This is a genomic window from Streptomyces boninensis (genome assembly GCF_048572725.1).
GTDB classification, from domain to species: domain Bacteria; phylum Actinomycetota; class Actinomycetes; order Streptomycetales; family Streptomycetaceae; genus Streptomyces; species Streptomyces boninensis.
Genome location: NZ_CP183837.1, coordinates 358,234 through 373,741, shown reverse-complemented (window position 1 = coordinate 373,741; position 15,508 = coordinate 358,234). Strand labels below are relative to the sequence as shown.

Here is a 15,508-nt window from a genome sequence, read left to right as displayed (position 1 = left end):
CCACGCAACTGAGCAACCGGCCAAATGGACACGTGTCAGACCTGCCCATCCCCAGCCGGAAGGTCGGCGGCGGTGACAAGGCTGCGGACGCCCAGGTCCGCCCGCCGGTCTGGGTGTGTCTGGTCAACGACGACTGAGCAACCGGCCCACTGGCCGCCGCACTCCTCGACCATCGACCGCACAGCCGATGCCTGGTTGCCCGTCTCGATCCAGTCATCGACCAGCAGCACCCGGTCCTCGGAGCCCACAGCCGTCCGTTGCAGACGCAGCTCATGGCGAGTGCCCCGGTAGTCGGGTTCGCTGTGCCGGGTGGCCTTCTTCCCGGGCAAGATCCCTTCTCCCTTGCGTACCGCGACAAAGCCGACACCGAGTTCGACGGCTGCTGCAGCGCCGAGCAGGAACCCACGAGACTCGATGCCGCAGACGGCAGTGACTCCGTCTTCTCGGAACGACCCGGCCAGTCCGCGGACCACTGCAGCTAGCGCCTCGCGGTCACGGAAGATCTGCCAGACGTCGGCATGGCCGCCGATCCAGCGGAAACGTTCGAGGACGAGGTCGCGCGTGCAAGACATCATGATCGCGAGTCTGCTGACGGACTGGCAGCCCAGGCAAACAGATTCCCCTTTCGGGGAAGGCAGACTGGCGGGTGGGCGCTTGCGGTTACGACGCCGTCACGTGTGCACCCCAACGAGATCGGCGGCGCTGCCTCCTGGGCAAAGCCGCTGGTCACCGTGTCGGGACGGCGGGATTTGAACCCACGACCCTTGAGCCCAGCCGATGAGCGGGCGTACCCCGGAGCATTCCTCCAGGTGGGCAACCAGCGTACTCAGCCGAATATAGGAGTCCGCACATATGCGATGACCCGGCTGATGTGCAGCATCGTAGTTGTCGCCTATGAGGAGGTACGTGGCTGTTTGAGGCAGGGACGGGCGGGTGCCGAAGGTTCAGGGCTGTCGCTCGCTGAGCCAGCAGCCAGGCTGCTTCTGCTGTGCACTGACCTCTACCTGGACGTCTGACCTGACGGCCGAAGACCTATACGGGCCCGGGTGGAGCATGTGATCGGCCGGATGAAGAACTACAAAGCCCTCCACGCCTTCCGATAGCACGGCAACGGCCTCCACCACGCCGTCGCCAACATGCACAACTCACCCTCGCGGCATGACCTGAGACGACCGACCAACGGCTTTAACCTGCCAGCTCACAGCCTTGTGCAACACGCTTTAGTGAACTGGCCGTCTTTGGCGAGACGAGTCGTGAGGACTCGGGGGAGCGGGGCATCCGGATGGACCCTCCATCGGGATTATCAACAGCGGCATTGCCGCTACGGAGTTCCTGTCCGCGCTGACCGGCGAGCTGCAGGGGCACAATGAGGTGGCCATCAACTCGTGATGCCCGATACGGTCTTGGTCGTCTCGTAGATGTCATTCGGGGGTATCCGTGCCTGACGAGAGTCAGCAGATCGTTTCCGACGACGATCGGCAGAACGTCCGGGATGACTGGCGGCAGCACCGGGGGGCGTGGATCGGGGCGGCGGCGACGGTGGCGGCGGCAGTGATCTCAGCCATTGTGACTGGGGTCGTAACCTCTGGGCCTGACACAGCGAGTGACACCTACTCAGGCGGGACGGTTACTGCCACCGCGACTGTCACCATCACGGCTGCACCGGGAAAGGGCGGAGACGCTGGCGATGTCCAGGAATTGCCGGATAGCAAGGGACCGGCGTCCAAGTCTCAGGCTCCCGCACTAGCTGTGGAGCCAGACACGGGTACGGCCGGTGACAAGGCCACCGTGCGAGGCTCTGGTTTCAAACCCGGTGAACGGGTACGCCTCGAGGACAACCAGACAGCTGAAGGGATCAGGGACACCACCGTCAAGCAGGACGGAACCTTCGCAGTAGAGATCATCATTCCCGAAGGATGGCACTTCGATGAATCGGAGGAACTGGGAGCCCATGGGTTGACTAGCAACATCCGGGCGGACACCGTCTTCCGAGCGACCGAGAGTTGACGGCTGCGACGACCATAACGCGCCAGCCAGGGGAATCCGTTTGCGGCCCGGTTGATCACGACATCGCTCTTGTCGCTAGTCCGGTTGAACCAGGGCAGGCCTGTCACGGTCAGCGGTAGGGGCGTTCGCCGATCCAGTGTGCTGCTAGGAGGCCGGAGCCGGCGGTCAGTGTGGCAAATTTCGATGGGTGCGGCTCTTCGTAGGGACTGTCTCAGACGAGGCGGTGGCGGCCTGAGCTGCTCAGCTGGCGAGTGTGCTTCGCAATGTGGCCGCATCCAGTTGGAGTTGCTCTTCGTCTTGTCTGCCGTGGGGCCTGCCGCACGGTCGGGTGACAGATTGACCTGCCCCACGGTTTGGGTTCCAGTGCCGGTCGCCAACTGGCGGCGGGGATGGTGTCTTGTTGGAAGCGTAGTTCGTACTCGATCGGGGTGCGGTAATTCAGTGCTGAGTGGCGTCTTTGCCGGTTGTAGAAGATCTCGATGTATTCGAAGATCGCGTTGGCCAGTTCGACCCTGGTCTTCCAGCGTTTGCGGTTGAGCGGCTCGATCTGCATCGAGGACCAGAACGACTCCATCATCGCGTTGTCCAGGCCGTCTCCGACGGTGCCGAACGACGGCAGGAGGCCGGTGGAGCAGCCCGACAGCGTGAATGTCCGGCAGCGCCTCTACCAGCCCCAGCGCCAGGGCCCGCAGCTCCTCACGCCAGCGGACCACCTGCAGTCCCCGGGCTCGACAGCGCGGCGGATCCAGACCCGGATCCGCACGGAACAGAAGACCGCCCAGTGGCGCAAGCCCCTGGCCGTCTGCTGTCGCCTCGGCCTGGCCGCCGACCCACGGGTCCACACCCTCGCCGAGTCCCTCCTGGCCTGGCAGTGGCCGGACGGGGGGTGGAACTGCGACACCGCCGCCGCCAGTCGCCGGTCGTCGTTCCACGAGACGCTGGCTCCCCTGTGGGGGCTCCACGAGTATGCCGCGGCGACGGCCGCGTCCGCCGCGGCGGACGCGGCCGCCCGCGCCGCCGAACTGCTGCTGGAGCACAGGCTCTTCCGGCGTCTGGGGACCGGCGAGGTCATCAACAGAGCATGGCTGCGGCCGCGGTACCCGCCGTACTGGCACTACGACATCCTGCAGGGCCTCCTTGTACTGTCCCGGCTTGGCAGGATCTCCGACCCGCGTGCCGCGGACGCCCTCAACGAAATCGAGCGGCAGTGCCACCGGGACGGCAGGCGGGACGTCGGGGCGCAGTGGTGGAACCCACCGGGCAGCAGGGTCACCCCCGAGGTCGTGGACTGGGGCTCGGGCGGGCCGAACGAGATGGTTACCCTCAACGCCCTGCGCGTACTGCACGCCGCAGGGCGGCTCTGAACCGGCCGGTGACGACCGCGTAGGCCTCCACCTCCACCAGCAGCCGAGAGTCGAAGAAGCCCGACACCTCGACCACGGTGGCGGCGGGCGGGACGTCTGCGAACACCTCGCGATGGACCCGGCCACGGATCAGACCTGCGGGGGCTCTGTCCTGGCTGACAGCGGGTGTTGGTCGGGCTCTGTGGTGTGGGGCAGGGCGGCTTCGATGCCGTCCAGGAGGCGGTCCAGGCCGTAGTCGAAGGGGGCGCTCGCGTGTTGGATCGGGGTGTTTGCGGGGGTGGCGCTCAGGGCTCGTGCCACGGTCATGAGGTGTGGGTAGGAGTCCTGTTGGTCGAATCGTTCGACGAGTTCGGCTGCGGTGGGGAATTCGTCGCGGGGAGTTTCGCCCAGTGCGGCCGCTCCGCGGACGTAGGCGTTGACCAGTAGTACGGTGTGCAGCTTGGCCGCAGGGGGCAGTCCGGTCTCGGCGAGGATGTCGAGTGCGGCTTCCAGCTGGGCTGTTTCGTTGGGGCCCAGGACTCGCGGGTTCGTCACCAGCGGCAGGGCCCAGGGGTGGTGGCGGAAGATGGCCAGGTTGTGCTGGGCCCAGCGTTGCAGGCCCGCTCTCCAGGGTTCGCTGGTGCGCCGTGGCTCTGGTGGGCCGATGGCGGCGTCCAGGGTGAGGGCGATGAGGTCGTCCTTGGCGGGGATGTAGCGGTACAGGGACATCGTCCCGTAGCCGAGCTCCGCTGCGAGTCGCTGCATGGACAGCGCTGCGAGTCCTTCGGTGTCGGCGATCCGGACGGCCTCGGTCACGATCTGTGTGAGCGACAGGCTGGGTTTGGGGCCGCGCGCACCGCGCCGCGGTCCGCGCCAGAGCAGCTCGGCGTGGTGCGGATTGTCTTGCTCGTGTGCCATCGCGCCTCCATCTCGGACCGAGTGCAGGCTACGACATGGCCCCGCGGCGTTCCCGGCACATAAAACTGCGTAGCTGCTACGCTGTTTTTGGGTTGCCGGGACCGACCCGCCCCGGCGCCGGTGTCGTCGAAAGGAACCTCGGCATGAATACCTGTCCCCGTCCCGACCACCAAGCCCGCCGCGGCCGTCCACGCGTCGCCGGCGCTTGCTTAGCGGCGCTGGTCATGCTGGTTGTGCCGGCGGCAGGTTGCGCCGATGGAGCCGCGCCGGACACCGGTGCGGCCGCCGACCCGGTGGCGCTGTCGCGCGAGAGGCTGTCGGCCGACGCCGACTGGCGGAAGCATGTACTGGATGTTCCCGGCCGGTACGTTCGCCCGGAGTCGGTGTCCGTGAAGGGCGATCCCGCGACGGTGGCCGGCGCCCGCGCGGTGCTGGCCGAGGACGGCAAGGCCGCCACGCTCCGCCGCGGCCGGGGTGACGGTCGTACTCAACTGATCGTGGACCTCGGCGTGATGGCCAGCGGGTACGTGGAGCTGGGTGTGCGGCGTTCTTCGGGCGCGAAGCTGCGGGCGGCGTACGCGGAGGGCGAGCGCTACCTCGACCCCGAGACCGGTGATGGCTCCACCGACCCGAAAGACTTCTTCTACCGCGGCGCCACGCCCGGGATGGACGACGACCCGGACGCCCGCGCAGACACCTTCGGCACGCGCGCATCGCCGGCGACACTGCGCAGCCCGGGCCTGCGCGGAGCGCAGCGCTACATCGCTATCAGCCTGGACGGCCCCGGTACTGCCGAAATCGACTTCGTACGGGTGCGGCAGACCCAGCGCCCCGGACGCTACGACGGCCACTTCCTCTCCAGCGACGAAACCCTCAACCGGGCCTGGTACGCCTCCGCCTACGGCACCAACCTCTCCGTGGCCCGCGATCGGCAGCGCAACCGCGAGGCGGGCTGGATCGTGCTCGACGGACCCAAGCGCGACCGGGTTCCGTACGCCGGTGACCTGCAGATCGCGGCCCGCGCCGGCTACTACCAGAGCGCCGACTACCGCCAGAACGTACGCAATACGATCAGCCTCTTCGCCTGCCAGCAGAAGCCGGACGGGACGTTCCCGCTCTCCAGCCGTATCGACGTCCCCTGCGATCCGAACGACCCCGGCCCACCCGACGGTGCGCCGGATGGATGGCCGTCGCCCGAGCTGCTGAACTCCGCGCGCCTGGACAGCTTCACCGCCTGGTGGGTCATCGACCTCGCCGAATACCTCCGCTACACCGGAGACGAGCAGTTCGCCCGGGCGATGCTGCCCGCGGCCCGGCGCGCGGTCGCCTTTTTCGCCTCCCATGCCACGGCCGACGGGCTCTTCACCACCGCCGCCTACGACAAGCTGCCCGCTATCAACTGGCATCCGCCGAACACTGCCACCGGCATCGACGCCTACACCAACGCCGCCTACCACGGGGCGCTCACCTCGCTGGCCGAGCTGGAACGCGCGATCGGCGCCGGAAGCGCGCCCGCCGACCGGCTGGACCAGCGCGCCGCGAAAATCCGCACCGCGCTGCTCGAGCAACTGTGGGACGACAAGGCCGGCGCAATGATCCTCAACGACACCGACCCACGCCGCGACCACACCGCCGACGCCACCACCGGAGCCCTGATCTTCGGCCTCTTGGACGAACGGCAGGCACGCCGGGCCATGCACTTCCTCGCCACCGACCTGGGCACTCCGTACGGCACCAAGACCAGCGAGCACGCGAAAAACCCGTACATGACCCGGTTCATCTCGCCGTATCTGATGGCGCAGGAGGCGCTGGGCCGCTTCCGCTACGGCGACGACACCGGTGCCCTGGCTCTGATCCGCCGGGCCTGGGGCCATATGGACCGCACGGGGCCCGGTACACCCTGGGAGCAGATCCAGCTCGACGGCACGGCCGGCGGCGCGGGCACCGAGGGCGGATCCACCGGGCTGGCGCATGCCTGGAGCACAGCCGTTCCCGCGCTCTCGCAGCACGTGCTCGGGGTGCGCCCAACGGCCGACGGCTACCGGCGCTGGTCAGTAGCCCCGCGGCCTGCGGACCTGCGCTGGGCCCAGGGCAGGGTGCCGACCCCGCACGGCACCCTGGCGGTGAACTGGAAGCGCACACCCGGCAGCTTCACCCTCACCACCCGGGCACCAGCCGGCACCACCGGGCAGGTGGCGCTACCCCTGCTCGGTCGCGACCGCACCATCGCCATGGACGGGCGCATCGTCTGGCGCGACGGCAAACCACAAGCCGGCATCCAGGCCAAACGCTCAGGCGACACCGTCGTCTTCACCGCCCTGACCGGAACCCATACCCTCGCCTGGGCCTAAGTGGTCTGCGGCGGAAGTCCTTCGGGGGTTGATCAGGCTGCCAGGTCGACGGAGGATTCTTCTTGCCGGTAAGAGCTGGTGTGCCGATCAAGCCGGGCCAGTAGACCGTCCAGGTCGGAGGTGGTGAACCTCCACTGGAACGGCTGTGCCGTGGCGTTGTAGCGGTCTTCGAATTCTCGGAGCCGGTCTCGGACCTGATCGAGGTTTGTAAAGTCGTTCGGTCGGACGACTTTGCGCTGGACGATGGAGAAGAAGATCTCGATCTGGTTCGTCCAGGAGGCGTGAACAGGGGTGTGGACCATGACGGCGTTCGGAAACCTGCCGGTCAGGCGGTCGACTGCCCGCCGGCCGCGATGGGAGGAGCCGTTGTCGACGACCCAGAAGACGCGTTTCGCGCTGGCATAGGGCTCCGTGGTCATGACCTGCTCGACCAGGTTCATGAAGGGGACGATGCCGGTCTTGGATTCGCGCCGGCCGAAGACCTTCGCGCGGTGGACGTCGTAGGCGGCGAGGTAGGCCAGCGCACCGCCGCGGACGTACTCGTGGTTGACGCGCATCGCCCTGGCCCTGCCCGGGGCCAGGGTCGGATGGCAACGGCAGCGGGCCTGGACGGAGGTCTTTTCGTCGCTGGAGAGCACGTACTCGTCCTCGCCCAGCGGGGCGCCTTCGAACGTCCGGTCGTAGAGGTCCAGAACACGCTGGGCCTTGGTGCGGAAGTCGGGGTCGCGGAGGAAGATCCATGACCGGTACTGCCAGGGCTTGAGCGCGTCCTCTCGCAGCCAGCGGCGCACCGTGGAGGCGGAGACGCTGTCGGTGATTCCGCGTGCGCTCAGCTCGATGGCCAGCTCCGGGCAGGACCAGCGTGCCAGCGGCAGGCCGGTCTCGGCGGGTAACTGGCAAGCCAGTGCCTTGGCCTCGGTGACCTGGACGGGGGTGAAGCGGGCGGGACGCCCGGAGCGCGTGCGGTCGGCCAGGGCCGGCAGGCCGCCGTCGGCGAACCGGCCACGCCAGGCGCGCACCGTGTCCAGGTGCAGGCCCGTCTCGCGTGCGATCCGCGCGTTGGAGCGCCCCCGCGCGGCGTGCAGGACGACCTGCGCGCGCACCCGCAGCCGGTACTCGGTCTTTTGGCCGTACGCCATCTTCTTCAATCGCTCACGCCCGGAGGCGGTGAGGAAGATCGGGCGGGCGGAAGCGAGGGGCAACGCGGGAGAACCGTTCACGAGAAGTGGACCGCCCTCCCCCGAACGGCAGAAGGCACCGCGTCGTGGACGCACCGGAAGCGCACTTCGGCGTCACCGTTCTCGGTGGCGGGCCCGGCGGTATACGCCGCCCCCGCACCGTCGGCTGGGCGGCGGGTAGCCGTCGTCCAGGAGGACTACTGGTGAGGCGCCTGCCCGGACATCGGCGGCATCCCGCAATGCGCTGCTGGGCCGACCCGAGCACGCGCACCTGTTCACCGGGAAGGTGAGACCTGCAGGCAGGACACGTCAGGTGTTCCAGACTCCTGCTTCGGCGGCGATGCGGGCGTAGTCGGCGAAGGCCCTGGGCCGACGACCGAGTACCTTCTCCACGTCATCGGTGACCGAGGCCAGTGTGCCGGCGTGGATCTGGGCGTACAGATCGACGGTCAGCTGCACCCATTCCTCGGGCACACCGTGCGCACGCTGCTCGGCAGCGTACTCCTCGGGCGGCAGCGGGGTGTAGCGGATGTCGCGGCCGGTCGCGTCGGCGATCTGTGCGACGGCGTCGGCGAACGACATCGCCTGCGGGCCGCTCAGCCCATAGGTCGCTCCGGCGTGCCCGGTCTCGGTCAGGGCGGCTACGGCGACGGCGGCGATGTCCTCGGCATCGACGAACGCCTCCGTGCCGTCTCCGGCTGGCAGCCGCACGTCACCGGACAGGACGGCGTCATGCAGGAAGTCCTCGCTGAAGTTCTGGAAGAACCACCGCAGCCGGAGCACCGTGGCCTCCAGGCCCGCCTGGCCCAGCGACCGCTCGGCCGCCACCGCGTGCTCCAGCCCAGGGGCGCCCGTGTCGGGAAAGGAGACCAGCACCGCCCGACGCACCCCGGCCTCGAAAGCCTGGCGGGCGAAGGCGGCGATGTCGTCGGCCGCCTGTGCGCTCCCGAGATCAGGAGCGACCAGATACACCCCGCCCACCCCGCTCAGCGCCGGCTCCCAGGTGGTGCGATCGCGCCAGTCGAAGCGCACCTCCCCGGAGCGGGAGGCGCCCCGCGCCGGAACTCCCCGATCCTTCAGTTGCCGCAGCACGCGGCGGCCGGTCTTGCCGGTGGCGCCAGTCACCAGAATCATCTCGTTGCTCATGCCCTCCAGCGAACCAGCCGCCGCCGGCGGCGGACATGGCGACCGCGCTCGCGTCCATACGCATTCGTCTACGCTGGCCTGCATGGCCCCCCAGACTCCCACCGGAGCGGACCCGCTGACCGAGCTCCTGAACGGGGTACGGACCGTCGGGGCGGTCTTCAACCAGTCGACGCTCTCCGACACCTGGGCAGTGCGCTTCGAGGACGGATCGCCACTCGCACTGGCCGTGTCACTGCAAGGCCCCGTCTGGGTGCTCCCTCAGGACGGTGAGCCGGTGCTTCTCGGCCCGGGGGACGTGGCGGTGCTCAGCGGCGGCAACCCGTACATAATCGCGGACGACCCGGACACCGAGCCGGGCGTGGTGATCGGTCCCGGTGGCCGCTGCACGACCGTGGACGGACAGGACACACGCACCACCCGGGGCCCCGGCAGCACGGTGCTGCTGAACGGCCTGTACACGGTGGACCACGGTGCGCCCGGACAGCTTCTGGCCGCGTTGCCCGCACTCGCCGTAGTCCGGGCGGGGCAAGGGCCCTGCCCGATCAGCCCGGCAGCGTTCGAGGACATCACCCGCCCCGAACCGGGCCGACAGGTCATGCTCGACCGGATGCTGGACCTGATGCTCATCACCGCCCTGCGCTCCTGGTTCACCCGCCCCGGCGCCCAGGTCCCCGCCTGGTACCGCGCACACGGCGACCCCGTCGTCGGACCGGCGCTACGGCTGCTGACCGCCGACCCCGCCCACCCCTGGACAGTCGAGACCCTGGCGGCAAAGACAGGCGTCTCACGCGCGGCGCTTGCCCGGCGCTTCACCACCCTGGTCGGCCAGCCCCCGATGACCTACCTGCGTGAGCACCGGCTCGCCCTCGCCGCCGACCTGCTGCGCGAGCCCGGAGCGACAGTCGGCGCCGTGGCAGGCAAGGTCGGCTTCTCCAGCGCCTTCGCCCTCAGCGCGACATTCAAGAAGGTGCGCGGCATCAGCCCGCGTGAACACCGAACCAGCGAGACACGGGCCAAGGACTGACAGCGGGTAAGCCGGCGCCCGGTCTCAAGGTCAACCCCCGAAGGACTTACGGCGCCAACCACTAAGTGGGCGTCAAGTCCGATCTTCCTTGGTTCGTGATCGCCCGATCGTGGTACTGATCGCCGCGTCGGCCATCTGCCGGGCATGTCCATGCTGGGATGCCCCCGCGCTCGTCGCCGGAGACCGCGGGACGCGTTCCTTGGTCCTTCTCCGCGGTCCGCAGCCACGTGTTGAGCGTGGTGGCGTGGATCCCGAGATCCTTCGCGACCTGCTCGACGGAAACCCCGGACCGCGCTCACGCGCGACCCGGACGACATCGTCACGGAACTACGTGAGGCACGGCTTCGGCACAGCTTCGATGACGACCTGAACGTGTGGGGCTTCCCTGCCCTTGGTGCGGATATCCGTCTGTTTGTCCAGGGGGAACTCCACGCAGTCCTTGGACAGCCTTCGGTAATCTCCTCCGGCCCGAGGTGTCACCCGGCAGCTGAGCTCAGGTGCGAGGTGTCGTTGAGCAGCCGCAGGGTCGCCCGCCCCGTGCAGTCGTACGCCACCGCCGACAGCGATGCCGCCGACAGCTCCATCCGGAACAGCGACTCGGGTGGCGCGCCCAGTGCCAGCCGGACCAGGGTGCGCAGCGGGGCCACGTGCGAGACGACCAGCACCGACCGGCCCGGGTAGCGCGCCAGCAGCTTGTCTCGTGATGCCGTGACCCGGGCCGTCACCGACGCGAAGGAATCGCCCGTGCCGCCCGGCACCGCCGCCGGCGACGTCTGCCACGCCGCGAACTCCTCCGGGTAGCGCTCGCGTACCTCGGCGAACGTCAGGCCCTCCCAGGCGCCGAAGTCCGCCTCGCGCAGCTCCTCGTCGATACGGACCTCCAGACCGAGGCGGCCGGCCACCGCGGCCGCCGTCTCGCGGCAGCGGCGCAGCGGCGAGGAGACCACCGCGTGCAGCCGTCCGCCGTCCGCCGCCAGTCGCATCGCGGTCGACTCCGTCTGACGGCGGCCGGCCGCCGACAGCGGCGGGTCGTCGCCGCCGCTGCCGGAGAGCCGCTTCTGCGGGGTCAGCGCTGTTTCCGCGTGCCGCAACAGCAGCAGGGTCGTGCTCGCCCCGGCCACCTCGCTCATTCGGGCTTCGTGACGAGGTAGTCGCCCAGCACGACGTAGTCGATCTCCGTGCCGAGGAAGGTGTTCAGCGCGTCCGCCGGGCTGCACACGATCGGCTCACCCGCCACGTTGAACGAGGTGTTGATCAGGCACGGCACATCGGTCAGCTCGGTGAACCGGCGCAGCAGTGCCGCCAACCGCGGCGTGTCCTCATCGGTGAGCGTCTGCACCCGCGAGGTGCCGTCCACATGGATCGCCCCCGGGATCACGTCGTGGAACTCCGGCCGCACCGGGAAGACAAAGGTCATGTACGGCGAGCGGGTCTTGCGGCCCATCTCGAAGACCTTCGGCGCCTCGGACTCCAGCACGAGCGGGGCGAACGGGCGGAACGGCTCCCGGTGCTTGACCTTGGTGTTGATGATGTCCTTGATGTCCGTGAAGCTCGGGTTGGCCAGGATGCTGCGGTGGCCCAGGGCCCGCGGCCCGTGCTCAAGACGGCCCTCGTACCAGCCGATGACGACCTTCTCGGTGAGCAGCTTCGCCACCTCGTCGACCACCGCCGCGTCGCCGCCCAGCTTGCGCCAGCGCACCCGGTCGCCGTACTCGCGCAGGGTCCGCTCGATCACCGACCCGTCGTACTCGGGGCCGAGGTACGGCGTCACGCGCGGGGCCGGCAGGGGCTGATCCGCGTCGTCCCGGCGGCTGATCCACGCCTGCACCGCCGCGCCGATGGTGATGCCCGTATCGCTGGCGCCGAAGCTGACGTCCATGCCCGCGAAGCGCGAACCCTCGAAGAGTGGGGTGTTGTTGAGGCAGTTCAGCGCCACGCCGCCCTCGAAGAGCAGGTGGTCCAGGTCCGACTGGGCCTCCAGCCAGCTGATCTGGTGGCGGGTGACGATGTTCAGCATTTCCTGGGCGGCGGCCGAGACCCGGGCCTGGTACTCCAGGGTCTCCTCGCGAGGGCCGAAGTACTCCTCGAAGAGCGGGTCCAGGCCGAGCGGGTTGTCCGTCTGCAGCGGCTGGGTGAAGGAGTAGCGCCCGTACGCGTGCAGCCGGATCAGGTTCTCCGTGAACGGGTTCGGCACCGGCGGCTCGGCGTAGCCGGCCAGGCCCATCACCTTGTATTCGTCGTTGTTCGGTACGAAGCCCAGGAACCGGGTGATCGCACTGAACAGGATGCCGATCGAGTACTCGGAGCCGATCGCGGTCTCCTCGAAGACCTGGATCCGGCCGTCGCGGATCTCGCCCATCAGCGTCGAGAAGCGCTCGGCGCGGCCGTCGCTGACCAGGAACGCGGAGTCGGTCATGCCCGCCAGGTAGTAGCCGGTCATGGCGTGCGCGAGGTGGTGCGGCACGAACACCACCTTCTCCGGGTCCGGGGTGAAGCCGGTCCGGCCGGCGAAGTCGGCCAGGATGGCCTCCGGGCCGACGATCTCGTCGAAGAGCCGGCGCATGCTGTGCACGAGATAGTCCCGGGACGCGGGGTCCATCGGCGCCGCGTCGATGTCGGCCAGCAGCTTCTCCTGGAGTTCGGCGTCCCAGTTCCACGGGATGGCGATCAGGTCGATGTCGGAGAACTCCAGGCCGGCCTGCTCCAGGCACCACTGCACCGAGTTGAACGGGAAGTCGGTGGTCTTCTTCTCCCGGTTGAGCCGCTCCTCCTCCACGGCGGCGACCAGCTCGCCGTCCACCAGCAGCGAGGCGCCGGAGTCATGGCCCATCAGGTAGTGCTTGTTGATGCCGGTCGCGCCGAGATTCTCGGCGAAGAACCCCGCGACGCTGGAGAAGCCGTTGCACCCCAGGACGATCATGACAAAACCCTTTCGGTGGTGAGGCCGGACACGTCGGTCCAGGGCTGCAGGTCGAGTACGAGATCGCGGACGATCTCCCCGGCGGCCGGCGCCTGGCACAGCCCCTGGCCGGAGAACCCCGCCGCGTAGATGAACGGCCGTTCCGGAGCGCGGCCGATGAACGCCGTCCCGTCCGGGCTGATGTCGAGGTCCCCGCTCCACCCGTGCTCGAGGCGGCTGCCGGACAGGACCGGGTAGGTGGCGCCGAGTTGGTCCGACACCCGCCGCAGCCAGGCCTCCCGGGGCTCGTCCGGGCCGGGGCGGCCCATCCCGACCAGGATGCGGTCGCCCCGCTCGCCCCAGGCGCGAGTGCGCTGGCTCGACGGGTGCAGCGTCATCGGCAGCGTGCCCGCGCCGCCGTCCGGGGCGTCGGCGAGGAGCATCTCCACGGCGTACGGGCTCACCGGCAGATGCACGCCGGCCATCGACGCGACCGCCCCGGCCCAGGGCCCGGCCGCGCAGATGATGGTGCCGGCGCGGATGCTGCCCTCGGGCGTGTGCACCAGCCCGTCGGAGTCGATGCCGGTGACGGCCGTCCGGGTACGGATGACGGCCCCGGCCCGCTCGGCGGCGCCCGCGTAGCCGCGCACGATGGCCGCCGGGTTCAGCGCGTACGCCTCGTGCGTCCAGGCCGCCGCCAGGATGGTGCTCTGGTCGACCAGCGGATTGAGCAGCGCCGCCTCCGCGGGCGTCACCAGGTCGACCTCCACACCCGCGGCGCGCTGGGCGCCCCGGGTCCGGTGGAACTCCGCCACCTGCCCTTCCTCGGTGAACAGCACCAGGAAGCCGATGCGCTCCAGCCCGAGGTCGGTGCCGGTGCGTTCCGCGAAGCCGTGGTACGCCGCCATGCTGCGGGTGGCGAGGCCGCTGATCAGCTCCTTGCCGGGAAAGTAGGTGCGGACGACGCCCGCGGTGGTCCCCGAAGAGCCGGAGCCGAGCTCGTCCCGCTCCAGCAGGACCGTGCCGACGCCTGCCTCCGCCAGATGGCAGGCGATGGACGTGCCGATGACGCCGCCGCCGATGACGACGACCTCGCTGCTACCGCTGGGCAAAGTAGTCCCGCATCAGGTCGGCCTGCTTGGACATCATGGAGACGATCGTCTCGACGACCTCGTCATCGGCGTCGGGCGCGATGGTCAGCTCGCGCGACCAGTCGAAGAAGCAGCGGCCCGGCTCGTTGGTGATCTCGCGGATCCGGATGGTGGCCACGTAGCCGTCGACGCCGGTCGCCGGTGCGATGGCCCGGTAGGTCTGGGCGCGGTTCACCTCGTCGCGGCCGGCTATCTCCTGCTGGACCAGGCCGTCGTTGAAGACCATGGTGAAGTCGTAGCGCGCCGGCACCTTCTCGACCGCGCCGCCCTCGGCCCAGCACACGTCCTTGACGCCGGGGCCGGAGACGATCGACACGACCTTTAGGGCGTCGCGGACCACCGCCCAGACCTCGTCGGGAGCGGCGTCGATGATGGTCGAGTGGTACATCGTGTGCTTGCGCTGAAGCGCCATCAGAACTCCTTGTGCGAAATGGTCGATGCGTCGATCACGAAGCGGTAGCGGACGTCCGCCGCCACGATGCGCTCGAACGCCTCGTTGATCTGCTCCGCGGACACGACCTCGACGTCGGCACCGATCCGGTGCTCGGCACAGAAGTCGAGCATCCGCTGGGTCTCGGCGAGGCCGCCGATGAGCGAGCCCGCGAGGGTCTTGCGGCCGCCGATGAGGGAGAACATGGAGAGGCTCCCGGGCGCGGGCGGGACGCCGACGTTCACGAACGTGCCGTCCGTCGCCAGCAGCGACAGGTACGCGTCCAGGTCCAGGTTCGCCGCGACGGTGTTGATGATCAGGTCGAAGCGGCCGGCCAGCTGCTCGAACGTCGCCGGATCGGAGGTGGCGTAGAAGTGATCCGCGCCCAGCCGCGCCGCGTCATCCTTCTTCCGCAGCGACCGGGAGAGCACGGTGACTTCGGCGCCCATGCCGTGGGCGATCTTGACGCCCATGTGCCCGAGGCCGCCCAGGCCGACGATGGCGGCCTTCGTGCCGGGGCCGGCCCGCCAGTGCGCCAGCGGCGAGTAGAGGGTGATGCCGGCGCACAGCAGCGGCGCGGCCGAGGCGAGGGAGATGCCGTCGGGAATGCGCAGCACGTAGTTCTCGTCGACGACGATGTGGGTGGCGAAACCGCCGTAGGTGCGCTCGCCGTCGGCGCCGGTGCCGTTGTACGTCTCCACGGGACCGAGCGTGCAGAACTGCTCCAGCCCGGCCGCGCAGTTGCCGCACTTCCGGCAGGAGTCCACCAGGCAGCCGACGCCGGCCTGGTCGCCCACCTCGTACCTGGTGACGCCCGGCCCCACCGCTGTGACGACGCCGGCGATCTCATGGCCCGGCACCATCGGGAAGGCGCCGTCGCCGGTGTAGCCGCGGGCCCGGGCGATGTCGGTGTGGCAGATCCCGGTGTATTTGATCTCTATGAGTACGTCGTGCTCGCCCACCGGCCGGCGCGGGATCGTGGTCCGCTCCAGCGGGGCGCCCGCGGCGGCCGCGGCATAGGCGGAGACCGAGGTCGCGGTCTGTGCGTTCATGTGGTTCTC

Annotated in this window: 11 protein-coding genes and 2 pseudogenes; 3 read left to right on the top strand and 10 right to left on the bottom strand. The window is 69.2% G+C overall.

Going from position 1 to position 15,508, the window contains the following annotated elements; translation table 11 throughout:
• Positions 1-35: 35 nt before the first annotated feature.
• Positions 36-575 carry a phosphoribosyltransferase family protein gene (locus tag ACNNMR_RS01700; RefSeq protein ID WP_419992668.1) on the bottom strand — a complete coding sequence of 180 codons (540 nt, stop codon included), beginning with the start codon at positions 573-575 and terminating at the stop codon, positions 36-38.
• 862 nt (positions 576-1,437) lie between these two features.
• Between ACNNMR_RS01700 and ACNNMR_RS01695 the strand changes: the two genes are divergently transcribed.
• A complete protein-coding gene (locus tag ACNNMR_RS01695; protein WP_419992667.1) occupies positions 1,438-2,007 on the top strand; it encodes a hypothetical protein in 570 nt (189 codons plus the stop codon).
• 409 nt (positions 2,008-2,416) lie between these two features.
• Here ACNNMR_RS01695 and ACNNMR_RS01690 read toward each other — a convergent pair.
• Positions 2,417-2,638 (bottom strand): annotated as a pseudogene (locus ACNNMR_RS01690) (integrase core domain-containing protein); the annotation flags it as partial.
• Between the two features lie 862 nt (positions 2,639-3,500).
• On the bottom strand, positions 3,501-4,268 hold the full coding sequence (locus ACNNMR_RS01685) for a TetR/AcrR family transcriptional regulator (protein ID WP_419992666.1): 768 nt from the start codon (positions 4,266-4,268) through the stop codon (positions 3,501-3,503).
• A gap of 224 nt (positions 4,269-4,492) precedes the next feature.
• On the opposite strand from ACNNMR_RS01685, the gene ACNNMR_RS01680 reads away from it, so the two are divergent.
• Positions 4,493-6,619 carry an alpha-L-rhamnosidase C-terminal domain-containing protein gene (locus ACNNMR_RS01680; RefSeq protein WP_419992665.1) on the top strand — a complete coding sequence of 709 codons (2,127 nt, stop codon included), beginning with the start codon at positions 4,493-4,495 and terminating at the stop codon, positions 6,617-6,619.
• A gap of 32 nt (positions 6,620-6,651) precedes the next feature.
• On the opposite strand, the gene ACNNMR_RS01675 is transcribed toward ACNNMR_RS01680, so the two are convergent.
• Both ACNNMR_RS01675 and ACNNMR_RS01670 read right to left on the bottom strand, forming a co-directional pair.
• A complete protein-coding gene (locus tag ACNNMR_RS01675) occupies positions 6,652-7,839 on the bottom strand; it encodes an IS630 family transposase (protein WP_419992664.1) in 1,188 nt (395 codons plus the stop codon).
• A gap of 267 nt (positions 7,840-8,106) precedes the next feature.
• Positions 8,107-8,943, bottom strand: a complete 837-nt coding sequence (locus ACNNMR_RS01670) for an NAD(P)H-binding protein (RefSeq protein WP_419992663.1) — start codon at positions 8,941-8,943, stop codon at positions 8,107-8,109.
• Positions 8,944-9,025: 82 nt separating this feature from the next.
• On the opposite strand from ACNNMR_RS01670, the gene ACNNMR_RS01665 reads away from it, so the two are divergent.
• Positions 9,026-9,967, top strand: coding sequence for an AraC family transcriptional regulator (locus tag ACNNMR_RS01665; RefSeq protein ID WP_419992662.1), 942 nt, complete (start codon positions 9,026-9,028; stop codon positions 9,965-9,967).
• Between the two features lie 476 nt (positions 9,968-10,443).
• On the opposite strand, the pseudogene ACNNMR_RS01660 reads toward ACNNMR_RS01665, so the two are convergent.
• The 5 genes and pseudogenes from ACNNMR_RS01660 to ACNNMR_RS01640 form a co-directional block, all read right to left on the bottom strand.
• A pseudogene (locus ACNNMR_RS01660) lies at positions 10,444-11,082 on the bottom strand (histidine phosphatase family protein); the annotation flags it as partial.
• A gap of 11 nt (positions 11,083-11,093) precedes the next feature.
• Positions 11,094-12,887, bottom strand: coding sequence for a carbamoyltransferase (locus ACNNMR_RS01655; protein WP_419992661.1), 1,794 nt, complete (start codon positions 12,885-12,887; stop codon positions 11,094-11,096).
• Entirely contained in the window at positions 12,884-13,978 is a 1,095-nt protein-coding gene (locus ACNNMR_RS01650) for an NAD(P)/FAD-dependent oxidoreductase (RefSeq protein ID WP_419992660.1), read from the bottom strand. The genes ACNNMR_RS01655 and ACNNMR_RS01650 overlap by 4 nt, the downstream gene beginning before the upstream one ends.
• Complete coding sequence (locus tag ACNNMR_RS01645) at positions 13,965-14,429, bottom strand: SRPBCC family protein (protein WP_419992659.1); 465 nt, start codon at positions 14,427-14,429, stop codon at positions 13,965-13,967. The genes ACNNMR_RS01650 and ACNNMR_RS01645 overlap by 14 nt, the downstream gene beginning before the upstream one ends.
• Entirely contained in the window at positions 14,429-15,499 is a 1,071-nt protein-coding gene (locus ACNNMR_RS01640; RefSeq protein ID WP_419992658.1) for an NAD(P)-dependent alcohol dehydrogenase, read from the bottom strand. Before ACNNMR_RS01640 ends, ACNNMR_RS01645 begins: the two co-directional genes overlap by 1 nt.
• Between the last annotated feature and the right edge of the window lie 9 nt (positions 15,500-15,508).